Origin of the sequence: Oxynema mangrovii CENA135 (assembly GCF_016632315.1) — a bacterium.
In the GTDB taxonomy this organism is placed as follows: domain Bacteria; phylum Cyanobacteriota; class Cyanobacteriia; order Cyanobacteriales; family Laspinemataceae; genus Oxynema; species Oxynema aestuarii.
The window spans coordinates 832,102-849,228 of sequence record NZ_JAEOXH010000003.1; the positions used below are offsets into that span (position 1 = coordinate 832,102).

Genomic DNA, 17,127 nt, shown 5'->3' on the forward strand with positions numbered 1-17,127 from the left:
ACAATCCAAGTATCTGTAGATAGCGAAACTCTCCCGTCCTGGCTCAGCGTCGATATCTATGCGACTTCAAACTTTATCCCTTTTAACTCTAGCGGCCTTTGCCACTCAAAGCATCTCCACCACGGCTCTCGCATCTTCAGGCGATCGCCGCGACGCCCCCATTATCGCCAATAGCGCCCAAGTCAACCGTTTTAACGACCTCGAAAATCACTGGGCGCAAAGCTTCATCCTCGCTTTAGTGGAACGCGAGATCATGAGTGGCTTTCCCGACGGGCGCTTTCAGCCGAACGCCGCCGTGACCCGCGCCGAATTTGCGGCAGTTCTGCAACGGGCGTTTGCAAATGGGGCGAGCAATTATAGCATTGAATTCGCCGACGTTCCGCCCAATCACTGGGGGCGAGAAGCGATTCAATTTGCTTACGAATCCGGCTTTTTGGGTAAATACGACCGGGATTTCCGACCGGATCAAAAAATCTCGCGGATTCAAGTTTTGGTGTCTTTAGTCAACGGCTTGAATTTACCCGTGCGCAGTTCCGATCGCACGATTTTAAACAATGCCTTTCAAGATGCCTCGCAAATTCCCGATTACGCGCGCGAGAGTGCGATCGCCGCATTAGATAACGAATTAATTACCACCAATCCTAATATTCCCAACCTCAGCCCCAACCAAATCGCCAGCCGCGCCGATATTGCCGCGTTAGTGTATCGGGCGTTAGTGATAACGGGACGACTGGACAATCGACCCGTGGCCGATCGCACGTTGCCGCGCCTGACGGAAACCGCCGCCAGTCCGCCGCCAGCGCCGCCGCAAACTGCACCGCCACCGCCTCCCGCTTCGACGCCGAGCAATTTTGCCCCCGTACAGAATGTTTTTGAAACTTATACATTAGGATCGGGCGATCGCATTCGCCTCGACGTGTTGACCGCGCCGGAATATAACGGCGAAACCTTGGTGTTAGCCGATGGAACGGTCAATTTACCGTTAATCGGGAAAGTCCAAATTGAAGGGATGACCATCGACGAAGCGACCGATGCGATCGCCGCTAAATATGGCTATTACATCCGCCAACCCGTGATGACGGTGACCCTCGCCAAACCGCGACCCCTACGGGTGGCGATCGCCGGAGAAGTCAGCCGTCCCGGGTCTTACAGCATTTCTCTCGAAGACAGTCCCCAATATCCCACCGTGACCCAGGCGATCGAAATGGCGGGGGGAATTACTCAAACCGCCAACCTACGACAAGTGCAAATCCGCCGCAGTGAAGATCGCGGACGCAGCCAAATTGTCACGGTCAACCTCTGGGATCTCCTCCAAGGGGGGAATCTGTCCCAAGACTTGGCCCTGCGCGACGGCGACAGTATTTTTATCCCCACGGCGGAATATGCAGATCCCGGGGAAGCCTCCCAACTGGCGACGGCGAGTTTCGCGGCGGATACGCCCCAATCGTTAAAAATTGCCGTGGTTGGAGAAGTCACCCGTCCCGGAACTCATATCGTTCAGGGAGAAGGCAGCAATTCCGACGGAACCACCGCCTTTCCGACGATTACCCAAGCGTTGAAAACGGCGGGAGGGATTACCCAATCCGCAGATTTGGGCAACGTGCAGATCCGGCGACCGACGAAAAGCGGTGGCGAACAGGTCATCGCGGTGAATTTGTGGTTGTTGTTGCGCGCCGGAAACTTGCGTCAGGACGTGATTTTACAACAAGGGGATACGATTGTCGTTCCCACGGCGCGTTATACAAGTCCGGAAGATGCGGCGTTAATTGCCGATGCCAGTTTTGCCGCCGATCCGGCTAAACCGATTAATATTGCGATCGTCGGCGAAGTGGCCCGTCCCGGAACCCATACGATTGTGGGGAAAAATCCCGGGAGTGGCGGCGGAAGTAACTTACCGACGATTACCCAGGCGATCGAAGAAGCGGGCGGAATTACCCTCTCGGCTAACGTTCGGGCGATCGAGGTGTTGCGACGCACCCGCGAAGGGAGTCAACAACGGATTCCGGTCGATTTGTGGCAACTGTTGCAGGCGGGAGATGTCAGCCAGGATGTGGCGTTGCAACCCGGGGATACGATCGTGATTCCCAAAGCGACGGCGTTGACGGCGGCGGAAGCGACGGAATTAGCATCGGCGAGTTTTTCGCCCGATCGCATTAACGTCAATGTCGTCGGTGAAGTGGCACAGCCGGGATTGGTGGAAATTCCGCCCAATACCCCACTCAATCAAGCGTTATTAGCTGCAGGTGGTTTTAGCAATCGCGCCAGTACCGGGGAAGTGGAGTTAATTCGTCTCAATGCGAATGGAACGGTCTCGCGTCGCAATGTCGAGGTGGATTTGAACGCCAGTCCCAATGATGATACGAACCCTATTTTACGCAATAACGATGCGATCGTCGTCGATCGCTCCGGCTTGGCGAAGGTCACCGATACGGTGGGAGAAGTTGCCCGACCGATTGGCAGTTTCTTCTCGATTTTTAATTTCTTGAGGATTTTGCAGTAACCGGAGATCGCGCTTCTCCACGGCGAATACGTCTTGTTTATTAGATCGACGGGCGGCGATCGCTCGCCGAAGACATCCATCGCCAAGGGTTGGACTGGTTAACCCCTTTTCCCGAGGGAGATTTGGCCGAATTTCACCGCTTTGAATTGTCGGTAGCCCTCAATCGTCTGCGATCGCTGAAAGTTCGTTGAATTCTGGGGCGATCGACGCTACGATTTCAGCATTCGTCGTCTTCTCAAATGGGGAAGCACGACGGTCGGATAGGATTCGCGTACAGGTCGGCTCGATCGCCTTAAAATTGGGTTGAATCTTTCTATTTTTAAATACGAGTGGGGAAGCGACCATGACAACTCATGCAGGTATCTTTATTGGGATTAACGAATATAAATATTTACAGCCTTTAGGATACGCCAAGCAAGACGCGGAAGAACTGGCACGATTTTTACTCCAAAATCGCGGATTTGCAGGGGAACGCACCTTATTGGTGACCGACAGTTCTATCGAACTGCAAAGTAATTTGATTTATCCGACTCACGCCAACCTCGGCGACGCGATCGAGGAATTTTGCGATCGCCAACTCCAATCCGACGATGTCTTGTGGTTCTTCTTTAGCGGTTACGGCGTCACCTGGCGCGGCGAAGACTACTTGATGCCCATTGACGGGAACCCCGACGATATAGGCGCGACGGGCATTTCGATGCGATCGCTCTACAATGCCTTTAACGGCTGTCCCACCGATAAAATTCTCGTCGTCCTCGATATGAATCGGGCGATGGGAACCAGTGCGGGGGAAGAAATCGGGCGATCGACGGCGGAATTGGCCCGAGAAATGCAAATTCCCACGATCCTGTCCTGTCAGCACGAACAATTTTCGCGCGAAACCGGGGCGCTACAACACGGGTTCTTTACCGCCGCCTTGCTGGAAGCGTTGCGATCCGGGGACGTGGAAAACCTCGAAAGTCTCGATCGCCTCTTGCGCGATCGTCTCCCTCAATTATGCGAGCGTCACTGTCGCCCCCGTCAAGACCCCTTAACGATCGCCAATCCCCCGGAAAAACTGCAATTGGTCTTCCTCCCGCGCCAACTGGTGATGGCGGGGGCTATGAATGCAGGCGATCGCGAGATCGCCGCCATCCCGACAGTAGCACCCGTGATGGCGACGCACTCGGATTACGACGATGTAGACCTGCCCCCTCGCGAGGAGTTGGCGCCATCTGCCCCCACCCAGACCACCAGCAATACACACAGTATTGAATTGCCTTATTTTGACCCGGAACGGGAACGGCGATCGCGCTGGGCCGATCCGAATATCGACAATACGGGTTATTCTCCCGTTGGCAATACTATCCAACCTCCTCCCGCCCCCCTCGACAGCAACGACGATGAGGAAAATCGCAATAACAGCATTGCAGGTTGGCTATTTTGGGGCGGTTTAGTCGCTCTCATCATTCTTTTAGGTCTGTTTTGGCCGGAATTAGTCAAAATGGTCAATTCCGAGGGGCAAGAGGAAACGCCAACCGAGCAAGTTACAGGTGACGGCGAACCCGTTCGGGCGATCGGAACGACGACGACGGGAACGGCTGGCAATAGCGGAACCCCTGCAACCCCTGGAACCAATGCTACTGGGGAGAATAACGGCGCTACTGCTGCTACTGGGGAGAATAACGGCGCTACTGCTGCTACTGGGGAGAATAACGGCGCTACTGCTGCTACGGGGAATAATAACGGTGCCACTGCTGCTACTGGGGAGAATAACGGCGCTACTGCTGCTACTGGGAATAACAATGGCACCACTGCTGCTACCCCTCAAACCCCAGCCCCGACTGGAAACCAAGACAATACAGCCACGGGTAGCCCTGGAGAAACGGGAGGAGACCTCGATCGCGTGCTGGCACCGCTAGAACCCGCTCAGGCCCATCAATTCGGCTATGCGATCGCCGAAGCCCGCGAAATTCCGCAAGACGATCCGCGCTACGACCAAGCACAGAAAGATATCGATCGCTGGGGAGCCGTCATTCTCGATATTGCCATCAGTCGCGCCCAACAAGGCAACTACGAAGGCGCCGTCGCGGCGGGTAATTTAGTCCCGAAAGACCGCCCGCAATTACAAAAAGAAGTACAAGTCAGGATGCCTGAATGGGAACGACAGGCGCAAACTGCCGAGAAAAATCGGGAAATCTTGCAAGAAGCGCAATCTCTGGTCCGGCGGGGACAGGCATCGTCTTACAACCGCGCGATCGCCCTCGCCCGCCAAATTACGCCGGGACAGCCCCAATACGAGCAAGCGCGCACCTTAATCGAGCGCTGGAGCGACACGATCTTACAAATCGCCCAATATCGCGCCAGTCGTCGCCGTTTCTCTACCGCCACTCAAGCCGCACAGCTCGTTCCCCAAGATACCGCAGCTTATCCGGCGGCGAAGGAACTGCTCGAACGCTTGGATCGATAGACCCTCCGTGGGGCGGGCATCTTGCCCGCCGCCGCCCCTACGACCGCTTACTCCGGATGTCCCACTCCCTCACAACCGCCTTGCGATCGCGGCAATTGAATCACGAACTCGGTTCCTTCGCCGGGTTGGGAGTGACACTCGATCTGACCGCCGTGTTTTTCGACGATAATTTGATAGGAGATCGACAATCCTAATCCGGTGCCTTTTCCTACGGGTTTGGTGGTGAAAAAGGGTTCAAAAATGTGCGATCGCACGGCTTCGCTCATTCCCGGACCGTTATCGCGAATGCGGATTTCTACGCGATCCTTACCCAGGGGAGCGGTTTCGACAACGATCTTCGGTTTGACCCGTTCGCCGTTGTTTGAATCCCCCTGACTGGCAAAATGGGACTCGATCGCGTCGATCGCATTCCCCAACAAGCTCATAAATACCTGATTGATGGGGGCGGCGTAGCATTCGACTTTTGGCAACTTGCGGTAATTTTTGACTAACTCGATACTCGGACCGTGGGCCGGGTCGATCAGGCGATGTTGCAAAATCAGTAAGGTACTGTCGAGTCCTTCGTGGAGGTCCACCGCTTTGACCGTCGCTTCGTCCAGGCGGGAAAAATTCCGCAACGAGATCACGGTCTGGCGAATGCGATCGGCGCCGACCCTCATCGAACCGAGAATTTTCGGCAAATCTTCGCACAAAAACTCCAATTCCATCTCTTCGGCGTGTTCGGCGATCGCCTCTGGAGGATCGGGATAATACTGCTCGTACAATTGAACGTGTTCGAGCAAATCGCGAATATATTCGCCGACATAGGTGAGATTGCCATAAATAAAATTGACCGGATTGTTAATTTCGTGGGCAATTCCGGCGACCAGTTGCCCCAAACTCGCCATTTTTTCCGATTGAATCAGTTGGGTTTGAGCTTGTTTCAACTCGTTGAGGGTTTGGGTGAGTTCTTCTTTCTGGCGTTGGGTGCGATCGAGTAATTGGGCTTGTTGGATGGCGACGCCGAACTGAACCCCAATCTGGGCGAGCAGTTCGACCTCGTAAGCTTCCCACTGGCGCGGGCCGTCATTTTGATACGCCGCCAGCAGTCCCCAAAGGGTTTCGCCGTGGAAAATCGGCACGATCGCGTAGGCTTTCGCCTGGAAACTTTCGAGCATTTCCACGTGACATTGGGCGTGTCCGGCGTTGTAAATATCGGCGACGGCGACGGTTTCGTTATGGCGGTAGCGTCCGCCTCGGGTTTCTTGCAGGTAGCTGTCCGCAATCACCGGAAGGTTCCCCACGAGGGCTTTCCAGCCTTCGGCGAACGATTCGGCGACGAAGATCCCGCTAAAGTCCGGGTTGAAGCGATAAACGGCGACGCGATCGCACTGTAGGAGTTGTCGCACTTCCTGAGTGGTCGTGTTGAAAATCGTCTCGATATCGAGCGATCGCCGGATGTTGTCGATGGTCGTGGCTAAGGCGTGCTGGCGTTGGTGGGCGTTGGCGAGTTCGCGCGCTTGCGCTTTGACATCTTGCAGGGATTCGGCTTGTTCTAACGCCACTTCGACTTGTCCCGAATGGGGCGGAGGATCGGATCGAGAATCCGCGTTCAGGCGTCCCAGGTCTCTACCGATGGCGATCGCCCCGCAAATTTCTCCGGCGTCGTCGCGCACGGGCGTATATACAAAGTTGTACGTTTGTCGTCCTTTTGTGGTCGCCAGTTCTTGGGCGATCGAGGTACTTTCCCCGGTGGCGATCGCCCGTGCGAGGGCGCGATCGAGGGCTTCTCCCGCTTGACCAAATAGTTCCCCATTGGTTTTGCCGATCGCCGAGGAGGGGTAGATCCCCAGTTGCGCGGCCCCCGTCGGGTTCACCCACGAATAGCGCGATCGCCCGTCGTACTGGATCAGCAAGTCTTCCGCCGCTTCGATACACCGCAAGAATTGAGTCTGTTCCGGTGGTTTCGCTACGGTGGCGACGGTGGTACTCCCTGACAAGGAGACGGACGACGATACGCCTGGGGATACTTCTTTAGAATGATGACGGGAGCGCCGATCGCGCGGTACGGCTGTATCGATCTCCATGTTTCTTGCCTCTTGCATGATTTTACCCGATCTGCGATCTACAAATACTAAAAGCACTTAGTATCAGTTTTTCGGTCTTGTCTTTTAGCCGATACACCCGGCTTGGGTTGGATGCCCAAACCCCCCACAATTCCCCAACGGACGAAAATTCCCCCCAGTCACTCTCTTGCAGATGAAGACGATGCGATACGCCGGAGGCGTCGCTAAGCGCAAGGCGCACGCTGCGCGAACGCGAACGCATATTTGATGGATTCGTGGCGATCGACATTTGATTTGGTTTTCACTGAGGCGATCGTTGACGGTGCATCACCCCTGAAGGCGATCGTCCTTCCTACCTTTTGGCGATCGGTATCGACGATCGCAGATTCAATTTTTAAAAGAGTTGATATCGATTTAATCTTATCGTTCATCACTAACATCCCAATGGAACTGCAGCGATCGCCCCTTCAAGCTTTTTTGAAGCTTAAATAACTGCATTCTAACACTTTAAAATCTCAGTGTCTGCCAGCAGGTCAATTAAACCGATTTTATCCTAAAAATCCCTGAAATCAACTAACTTGAGCAATTTCTGGGGGGCTGACATGGACTTGTCTTTTCTTTACCGATTCTTAAACTAGAGCTTGAGTTTCCTGAGATTTAACGAACAATTGCTGCGATTTTAGCTTATATTTACCCTTGACTTTATCTCGTTTTTAAACTGACTAAAATCTATCTACAGGAAGAACTTAGAAAAACCGTAAATAACAACAAATTATTTTTTAATAAAGAATTAAGGTTGCACTTATAGCCATTGACGATCGCCCACCACGAGGGGCAACAGGCGCCGTGCGATCGTCAAGGGGGGATGACCTTGGCGATCGCACGAGTTAAGGTGAAATTATCCCCGTCGATCCCGATCTTGTCCTATTGTCTCGAACCGTTGCACCCATGAAAAAAATTGCGATCGCCGCCTTTATCGCCCTCATCGCCGGATTCTCACTCAGTTATTACTACTGGCGACAAGTCACCACTTTACCCGACTGGTACGAGAACGATCGCCCCAACAGCGCTCAAGCCGTCAATTTGAGCGATCGCCAAGCCATCGCTGCGGCCCAAGCGCGCATCGACCTCAAAATCGCCGACGAAATCGCCCGTCCCAGCGCCGCCGAGACGCCCTCCGCCCCCCCGAGGACTGCCTCCCGAAACCCATTCGATCGCTCGATTCCGATCCGACTCGACCTCGACAATCGCGAATTTAACGATTTACTCGTCTCTAGTTTAAACGAAACCTCGGGGATCGCCCCGTTTCTGCCAGCCACCGAAGCCTTTAAAGCCGAGGTCAAAGCCGGAAAAGTCGAAGCTGGCGCCGTGGTCGATTTGGGGGCGATCTCCGTGGACGCCTTGACCCCGTCCGAACGGAAAATATACGATCGCGCCCTAACCACCTTTCCCTTTCTCAAAGACCGCAAAGTATATATGGCCCTCCAAGGTCAGCCCCAAGTCGATAAGGGTAAATTGAAATTCGACTCGAAAACTCAAGTCAAACTGGGCAATCTCAACCTCAGTTTGTCCCAAATTGCCGATCGCCTCGGGATCCCAGTCGATCGCCTCGAACGCCAACTCGTCCTCCAACTCGAACGGGGGAACCTCCAAATCGAAGATCTCGAATTGATCGACGATCGCGCCGCCATTACGGGCATTTTAGACGGCGATCGGCCTTAAAGCGAACGCGCTAAACTACGATCGAGTAAAGCGCAATCATATCGAGTTTTTTTAAAAAAGAATGGTCAACCGTCTAGCCCACAGCAAAAGCCTTTACCTGCGAAAACACGCCGACAACCCGATCGACTGGTGGTCGTGGAGTGAAGACGCCCTCGAAACCGCCAAACAGGAAAACAAACCGATCTTTCTCTCCATCGGCTATTCGAGCTGTCATTGGTGTACGGTCATGGAAGGGGAAGCCTTTTCCGACGAGGCGATCGCCGAATACATGAACGCCAACTTTTTACCGATTAAAGTCGATCGCGAAGAACGCCCGGACATCGATAGCATCTACATGCAAGCCCTGCAAATGATGACCGGACAAGGCGGGTGGCCCCTCAATATCTTTCTGACCCCGGACGATCGCGTTCCCTTCTACGGCGGCACCTATTTTCCCCTCGAACCGCGCTACGGGCGTCCCGGTTTCCTGCAAGTCTTGCAAGCGATCCGGCGCTATTACGACACGGAAAAAGAGAAACTGCACGGTTTCAAACAGGAAATTATGGGCTACATGCAACAAGCGGCCCAAATCGGCGCCGGAGAAGCGTTAAGCGACGATTTACTCTGGCGCGGACTCGAAGTCAATACCGGGGCGATCGCCACTCGCGAATACGGCCCGAGTTTCCCGATGATGCCTTACGCGCAGTTGGTCTTACAAGGGACGCGCTTCGAGTTTGAATCGCGCTACAACCTCGCCGAAGCGGCGACCCAACGGGGTTTAGACCTCGCCCTCGGCGGAATTTACGATGTCGTCGCCGGAGGTTTCCATCGCTATACCGTCGATCCGACGTGGACCGTGCCGCATTTCGAGAAAATGCTCTACGATAACGGCCAAATTTTAGAATATCTGGCGAATTTGTGGAGTGCGGGGGTTCGCGAAACCGCTTTTGAGGAAGCGATTCGCGGAACGATCGCCTGGTTGCAACGGGAAATGCGATCGCCCGAAGGTTATTTTTGGGCGGCGCAAGATGCGGACAGTTTCACCACCCCCGACGAAGCGGAACCGGAAGAAGGGGCGTTTTACGTTTGGAGTTATCGCGAATTAGAACGACGGTTGACCCGGGAGGGATTGGAGGCGATCGCCGATCGCTTCGATGTTTCTCCCGAGGGCAATTTTGAAGGGAAAAACGTTTTACAACGGCGCGATCGCCGGGGAATCGACCCCACGACGCGATCGGCTCTCGACGAGCTCTTTGCGGGTCGTTACGGCAAAAAACCCGCCCAAATCGAGACTTTTCCCCCGGCGCGAGACAATCGGGAAGCGAAAAGTAAGGGTTGGCCCGGTCGCATTCCTCCGGTGACCGATACGAAGGCGATCGCCGCTTGGAATGCGCTGACGATCTCGGGGTTGAGTCGCGCGGCGGCAGTGTTTCGGGAACGGTCTTATCTAGAGTTAGCCCGTCGAGGGGCCGATTTTATCCTCGCCCATCATTGGGTAGACGGACGCTTCCACCGCCTCAACTACGCCGGAGAAGCGGATACCCTGGCCCAGTCGGAAGATTATGCCTTTTTGATTAAAGCCTTGTTGGACGTGCAACAGGCGAGTGTGTCTTTTGACGGGGACACCGAGAACGCGCGCCTTTATTTGGACAAGGCGATCGCGGTTCAGGCAGAATTTGACGAGTTACTCTGGAGTGTGGAACTCGGCGGCTATTTCAATACCACGGGCGATCGCCCCGACGCCCCGATCGTCCGCGAACGCAGTTATACAGACAATGCTACTCCGGCGGCGAATGGGGTGGCGATCGCCAATTTAGTGCGGTTAGGATTACTCGCCGACGATCTCGACTATCTCGATCGCGCCGAAGCCGGATTGAAAGCGTTTAGCAGCATCATGCACCGTTCTCCGTCCGCCTGTCCGTCCTTATTTGCGGCCCTGAATGGGTATCGCCATCCCACTTTAGTGCGAACGACCCGCGATCGTCTCGGTCAGTTAATGAGCGAATATCATCCCACGGCGGTTTTCCAAGAAGTCGCGGATCTTCCGGAAGGGGCGATCGCCCTCGTCTGCGAAGGCTTGACCTGCAAATCTCCGGCCATGAGTGAGGAACAGTTGACCGAACAACTGGCCAAAGCGGAAGGACGGGCGGTTTAAACATCGAACGTGGACTGCATCCACTGCATCCACCGTTCGCCAACCGGGTTTCTTGGAAATGGGATGTTTACCGAAGTCTCGGCAAGAAACCCGGTTTCTCCCGGCGATCCAGTTGCCCAACTCACCCGCAACTTGCTCAACTCTCAACCGATTCCCTCCGTTTGCGTTCGTGTAACTTCAGTAAGATTTCGCTGTGAATTTCCCGAGTGATGGGGTAAAAATAGACCAGAACGAGGCCAATAATCAGCGCAACAGTGGGTAACGGTCCGATCGCCACCCGAATCGCCAACAAGGCGGAATCCGGTTGAGGGGGAATGGGTTGACCGGGTTCAGCTTTGATAAAACCGGATACATCCAGGACGATTCCGACTAAAAAGATGCCTAAACCTAAGCCAACTTTTTGCAGGAATACCATAAAGGAATAAAAAATCCCCTCGCGCCGTTGACCTGTTTTCAGTTCGTCTAAATCCACGATGTCGGTCAACATCGACCAGGGAACGAGATAAGCGGTAGCGACGCCAAATCCGGCGATCGCCGCCAGTAGATACATCAAATCGACGCGATCGCGCGGTAAAAAGAACAGTCCCCCTTGAGCGACAATCCAAAAGCTCATCCCCATAAAGTAAACCGCTTTTCTGCCCAATTTTTGGCTAATTTTACTCCAAACAAATAACATGGCGATCGCCACCGACTGGACGATTAATGCGACTTCAAAAAACGATTCCCGACGCATCCAACTGACGACAAAATAAGGAATGATCGCCGTGGTTAACTGCAACGCCAGCCAGGAAAATAAATAAATCGCAATTACAAAGCGAAACGGTTTATTTTGGGCGACGATTCTCAGTTGTTGAAAAATCGGTAACGACTCTTCCGATTCGCTTTGATAGCGTTCGCGGGTTCCCCAAACGCACCAATAAATCGGCAGTAAAGATAGCAGGGCGCAGGTGGTTCCCAACCGAAAATAAAGGGTTTGGGGATTGTCGGTCAGTTGAGTAAAAACAACTCCTAAAGCCAGGGCGAAAATACTGCCGCCAATCGAAAATGCAAAGCGAAAACTGTTGAGACTGGTGCGTTCGTTATAATCTTGGGTCAGTTCTGGAGTGAGCGCGGTATAAGGAAGGTTGACTGCGGTATAAGCCGTTTGAAAGAGGATCGAAATTATACAGTAATAGGTAAACAAAGCCCATCGATCGATCTCGGGGTTGTCGCTGAAATGGGGAACCAACCACTGGAGAAAGAAGAACAAGGCAAAGGGAATCGAGGCAAACAGCATCCACGATCGCCGTCGTCCCCAGCGCGATCGCGTGCGATCGCTGAGAATGCCGATAATCGGATCGTTAATCGCATCCCAAACTTTCCCAATTAACAGCACCGTTCCCGCCAAACCGGGATCCAATCCCGCCGCTTGGGTGAGAAAAATCATCAAAGAAAAGGCCAGGAGAATCGTCGTCATCCCGGCACTCATATCCCCCGCCCCATAGGCTAATTTCGTGGACAAACTCAGTTTTTCGGAGGACGGATCGTTAGGGGAATTTGCGGAAGGCGGCGTCTTGACCATAAGTACAGGCTAAAGTGAACGATGGAGAGGAAAATAGGGCGATCGCGTAGCATCCACCGAGGAAAATCGCCACGACCGGAGAAGACCCCCGGGGACGTTCGGCTCGATTTTTCCGTATCTTGACATAGGATCTCGGCGATCGCGCCCCGGCGAACGAACGACCCGCGAAAATGGGCTAGGATCGTCCTGGTCTTATCGAGTCAAGCACCCGAGATGAGCGATCTCTATGTTTCGTGGTCGGAGTACCATCAGAAAATCGAGCAACTGGCGGCTCAAATTTATCACTCCGGTTGGGAGTTTAACCAGATCGTCTGTATTGCTAAAGGCGGTCTGCGCGTCGGCGATTTACTGGCCCGAATCTACGATCGCCCTCTGGCGATTTTATTCGCCTCTTCCTACGGCGGTTCCGAGGGAAAAGTGCGCGGCGCCTTAACCATTGCCGCTCATTTGACGATGACGACCCAGACCTTGGGCGATCGCGTCTTACTGGCGGACGATTTAGTCGATTCCGGAGTTTCCCTCCAGCAAACCATTCACTGGCTGCAAGCGCATCACGGCGACCAAATCCGGGAACTGCGATCGGCAGTCATTTGGTATAAAGCCAGTTCCGGCATCAAACCGGATTATTATGTAGACTATCTCGCGGACAATCCCTGGATTCACCAGCCTTTCGAGCGTTACGAGCAAATGAATCCGGCCAAACTCGCCGAAACTTACGCCCCCCTGCGCACCCCTTAACGACCAAACAGCAACAACCACAGGGGTAAGGTGACTAAAAAACCGACCGATCCGACCGCCAACGCCGTAACGGTCAAGTCGCGATCGAGTTGGTAGGTTTCCGCTAACACCAAATTGGCAAACGCGGGAGGCATCGCCACCTGTAGCACCATTACCAACTGCGGCATCCCGCGCAACCCAAACCCGGTTAACAGCGCGCCGACAATGGCGGGAACGACGAGCATTTTAATCCCGAGAGAAACTGCCGCAGGTTTGAGGCTACTCCACGATCGCAGTCGCGACAGTCGCATCCCCAACAGCACCAAGGCCCCCGAGATCGATCCCCAGGCGAACGTTTGCAAGCCGCTTTCGATCGCCGCCGGGAAGGGTTGCGATCGCACCAGCAACCCCAGGGCCAAGGCGAATAAGGTGGGATTGCGGACCGTCGCCGCCGCCACTTGCCAGGGGTTTTTATCTCCTTCGCCAAAGCGGGCCGCGATCGCCACTCCCAGTCCGTAGGCTCCGATCACGGTCCCGAATAAGTCGTAAAACAGCGCCCAACCGAAATATTTTTCCCCCACCAAGGTCAGGGTCACCGGATAACCGATATATCCCGTATTGCCGACCATCGCCGCGAGCAGAAAACTCCCCTGACTGGGGGTGTCTACGGTATACATCGGCGCGGATTTGACCGCATTCGGGGGCTGCCAGCGTGGGCGCACCTGCAACCACAACCATCCCAGAGCTCCCCCTAACAAAATAGCCCCCCAGGCGATCGCGGGCGCCAGCCAAATCGAGCCGGATAAATCCGTGCGCCGCACGAATGCAAACACGCTCACCGGAACCCCGATCCAGAATAGAAATTGACCTACGTACATCGGAATCCGAGGGGGAAGCAAGCGCCCGAGGATAAAGCCGAGTAGGGCCAAACCGCCGAGTTGGGTGTAAATTTCGAGAAGTTTTTGTCCGATATCGAACATGGTGACCATCTCAAGCTAGGGTTTGCAGGAGCGCTCCAAAAAAAGACGCGGCCAAATTGACCGCCGTCGCCAATGGCTGGAGAGGAGGCTCAATGCTCGATTTTAAGGCGATTTTCCTGTGGAGACCCTACGTCATCGCCCCTTATTCCGAGGGCTTGTCGGCAACCCTCGTAGGCTGTTGTACGTCTGCGGGAAGCAACTTGCGTTCTCTCAATTGGCGATCGCTCCAGTTTTTACAAACTGAAGACAATATATTATCTCCATGCTTATAACAGAAAAACTGTCGATTGGGAAAATTGCGGTCTAAATACACGTACCAAAGGGTTGTTAGAAAGAAACAAGTGCAAATAAACGGCCAATAAAATAACTTGAAGTACAAGTTATCTTGTTTGCGAATAAAAAGACTAAATTTAGAATCATCGTCATCTTTAAAGAACAGATACGCATCGACGGCGACTAAAGCGATCGTGACATACATCACCGTGTAAAGTTGTTCGATATAAACTAAAGGACCAGTAAACTCGACGCGAATCTGAGCTTGCGAAATCAGTAGGGCAAAAAATAAGCTGACGCAAACGCCTAAAATGCCAAAGGTATCTAAGCCGTATTGTTGGGCGAGATTTTGATCTTTGACCAGCATCATCAAGGTGGCGCACAAAACCATCGCCGTCACCACTAACGGTACTCCATAAAGAAATAACGCCGTCCCCGGTTCTCGTCGCAAAACGATATTAAAATACAGTTCGGGATGGTCTTTCTCGAAACAGCCAACCTCGATATCGCCCTTCTGGCAGCCGACCGATCCCATCGTGGTTAAATATTTATGTTGTCGGTAACTGAAGTAAATATCTTCCGGTTTGCCAAATTCGCCGGGAATGACCGCTTCGGGATCGATAAACCCTTCGATGGGAAGGGGAGTGTTTTCCAGATCTAAGATTTGCCCCCTTTCGGTCGTTGGCGTCAGTTCGTAATCTTCAAACGCAGGTTTGAGGATGGGTAAGAAGTCAGAACTCCCCGTCCAGACTCGAATCCAAACAATTTTGCGATCGAACGGGTATTTACCGTAATCGAAGTTTTCACGCAATGCCGCTTCAAAATAACACAGAGTTGTATTCGGACTATTGGGATTATCGCGCTTTTCAATTAATAAATAATCCGGAGAGTAAACCGTATCGGGAAAGATGAATTTACAAGTCGATTCCTCGTTCTCGGAGGCTACCACGCCCTCGGGTGTTTTTTGCCAGATATAACCCGTAATGTGAACGTCACTACTATTGATAAAGTCAATCGACTGGATAAAAAAACCTGTGGGAATATATTGTATTTGGCCATCCGGCGGACACCAGGTATAGCCTTTTTCTGCTCGAATCTCTTTGGGAAGCTGACACAAGCGATCGATTTTGGCTCGGAAGTCATTGAAATCGGCGACGGTACGAATGGGCCGCGAATCGATGGATTTGCTCGAATATTGTTCGCGCTGCGAAGGTTGTCCCCAATAATATTCGGGGATTAAAATGGCGATCGCCCCTAGGGTCAAGATCAGAGAAATTCCATAAGAAATCGGCCACTTATGTTCTCGGGCATATTGAAATATCGACTGGTAGAATGATTGAAGTTTGAGCAAGAACATGACTCGTTCGGGTTTTAAGGGATCTTTTGCGATCGCTCCCTAAATTAGCGCAATAACACCCGGGCGATCGACAGGGAAAAAGATCGCCGTGTTACTCTGTTACTTGATTGAGAAATTACCCAAAAATAACTTTTCTTCGATCGAGTAAAGTTTGCAGTTTCTTTTAGATTCAATTGTTGATTTGTAGGGGGCGTTCTGGAAAAACGTTCGGACGCTACCAAATTTTATCTAGACCCAAAATAATTGTCAATAATTTAAGGGATAGAAACGATCGATCGCATCGATAGGTAAAGGTCGCGATCGTCGAGGACGCAGCGATCTTCTCGGCGACTTCCGACTTTGTCAACCGTTCGGATCCAAGATAAATCATCGAGACTCAACCCGAGAAATTAATAGAAATGAATCAATATCAACCCAGTCTATCCGTCTGTAGGGATGACGGCCCGATCGCACTCGCTGCGATGGCGCGGGTTCGCAAACCGGATGAAACGGTCCGAGACAGTTAAAATCTTTAACAGTGCAAGCTGGATTTTACACGTAGGAGTGACTCCCTTGAATAAGGTTGGTTTGTCAGGAAACCCGTCCAATCCCTCCGCCGGAATCGGCGAGGATATTCCCCAGGCGGTTCGCGATACCCCTGAAGCGTCAGCGCCATCGACCTCAAAGCCCCTCGGCGCGATCGTCGTTTTCGCGGGCGCCGGGGCGATCGCCCTCGCTTCCGGACTCTGGTTCATCTTAGCCACCCAAACCCCCCGGGAAACTGCGATCGCCCCCAGCAGCAATCTCCCAGACCCCGCCACCCCCTCGGCGCCGTCCGATTCTGCCTCCTCAGAGGCGCCCGAAAACCCCCTCGATCGTGAAAACGTTCTCGGACATTTACCTTACGAACAGGCGCCCCTCGAAGAATTGGAGCCGATTACAGGAGACGGAAGCATCCAAATGCGCCGTGCTGCCGCTCGTGCGTTCTTGAAAATGAAGGCGGATGCCGCAGCTCAAGGGATTTATTTAGCAGTAATCTCCGGTTTTCGCACCATAGAAGACCAGCAATACTTATTTTTCGACATTAAAGCCCAACGCGGACAAATCGCTAGGGAACGGGCCGAAGTGAGCGCGCCGCCGGGGTACAGCGAACACCATACGGGTTACGCCGTCGATATTGGCGATGCGAACGTTCCGGCGACTCATCTGAGTCCGGATTTTGAGAAAACCGCCGCTTTTCAATGGTTGGCGGCCAACGCTCCTTATTATAGTTTTGAGTTATCCTTTCCTAAAGACAATCCCCAGGGCGTAGCTTACGAACCTTGGCACTGGCGTTTTGTGGGCGATCGCCATAGCTTAGAAACCTTCTATAAAGCTCACGAAATCCAACCCCAAACGCCTTAATTTCGA

11 protein-coding genes are annotated in these 17,127 nt (G+C 53.2%); 7 read left to right on the forward strand and 4 right to left on the reverse strand.

The window, feature by feature from the left end; translation table 11 throughout:
- The first annotated feature begins 58 nt into the window (after positions 1-58).
- The 3 genes from JJD41_RS22960 (at position 59) to JJD41_RS22965 (ending at position 4,949) form a co-directional block, all read left to right on the forward strand.
- A complete protein-coding gene (locus tag JJD41_RS22960) occupies positions 59-2,500 on the forward strand; it encodes an SLBB domain-containing protein (protein ID WP_200669905.1) in 2,442 nt (813 codons plus the stop codon).
- A gap of 44 nt (positions 2,501-2,544) precedes the next feature.
- Complete coding sequence (locus JJD41_RS25880) at positions 2,545-2,691, forward strand: hypothetical protein (RefSeq protein ID WP_370583945.1); 147 nt, start codon at positions 2,545-2,547, stop codon at positions 2,689-2,691.
- A gap of 152 nt (positions 2,692-2,843) precedes the next feature.
- Entirely contained in the window at positions 2,844-4,949 is a 2,106-nt protein-coding gene (locus tag JJD41_RS22965; protein WP_200669907.1) for a caspase family protein, read from the forward strand.
- A gap of 47 nt (positions 4,950-4,996) precedes the next feature.
- Here JJD41_RS22965 and JJD41_RS22970 read toward each other — a convergent pair whose 3' ends face one another.
- Positions 4,997-7,033: an ATP-binding protein gene (locus JJD41_RS22970; RefSeq protein WP_234489074.1), complete on the reverse strand. Its 2,037-nt coding sequence runs from the start codon at positions 7,031-7,033 to the stop codon at positions 4,997-4,999.
- A 909-nt stretch (positions 7,034-7,942) separates the two neighbouring features.
- Here JJD41_RS22970 and JJD41_RS22980 point away from each other — a divergent pair.
- Positions 7,943-8,716 carry a hypothetical protein gene (locus JJD41_RS22980; protein WP_200669911.1) on the forward strand — a complete coding sequence of 258 codons (774 nt, stop codon included), beginning with the start codon at positions 7,943-7,945 and terminating at the stop codon, positions 8,714-8,716.
- Between the two features lie 61 nt (positions 8,717-8,777).
- Positions 8,778-10,850: a thioredoxin domain-containing protein gene (locus tag JJD41_RS22985; RefSeq protein WP_200669912.1), complete on the forward strand. Its 2,073-nt coding sequence runs from the start codon at positions 8,778-8,780 to the stop codon at positions 10,848-10,850.
- A gap of 136 nt (positions 10,851-10,986) precedes the next feature.
- On the opposite strand, the gene JJD41_RS22990 is transcribed toward JJD41_RS22985, so the two are convergent.
- A complete protein-coding gene (locus JJD41_RS22990) occupies positions 10,987-12,411 on the reverse strand; it encodes an MFS transporter (RefSeq protein ID WP_200669914.1) in 1,425 nt (474 codons plus the stop codon).
- 213 nt (positions 12,412-12,624) lie between these two features.
- On the opposite strand from JJD41_RS22990, the gene JJD41_RS22995 reads away from it, so the two are divergent.
- The gene (locus tag JJD41_RS22995; RefSeq protein WP_168571216.1) at positions 12,625-13,149 is read left to right on the forward strand and encodes a phosphoribosyltransferase; all 525 of its coding nucleotides are present in this window, start codon (positions 12,625-12,627) and stop codon (positions 13,147-13,149) included.
- Here JJD41_RS22995 and JJD41_RS23000 read toward each other — a convergent pair.
- Positions 13,146-14,117 carry an AEC family transporter gene (locus tag JJD41_RS23000; protein ID WP_370583933.1) on the reverse strand — a complete coding sequence of 324 codons (972 nt, stop codon included), beginning with the start codon at positions 14,115-14,117 and terminating at the stop codon, positions 13,146-13,148. The genes JJD41_RS22995 and JJD41_RS23000 overlap by 4 nt on opposite strands.
- A gap of 133 nt (positions 14,118-14,250) precedes the next feature.
- Complete coding sequence (locus JJD41_RS23005; RefSeq protein WP_200669915.1) at positions 14,251-15,732, reverse strand: hypothetical protein; 1,482 nt, start codon at positions 15,730-15,732, stop codon at positions 14,251-14,253.
- Between the two features lie 558 nt (positions 15,733-16,290).
- On the opposite strand from JJD41_RS23005, the gene JJD41_RS23010 reads away from it, so the two are divergent.
- Entirely contained in the window at positions 16,291-17,121 is an 831-nt protein-coding gene (locus JJD41_RS23010; RefSeq protein WP_234489135.1) for a M15 family metallopeptidase, read from the forward strand.
- Positions 17,122-17,127: the final 6 nt, after the last annotated feature.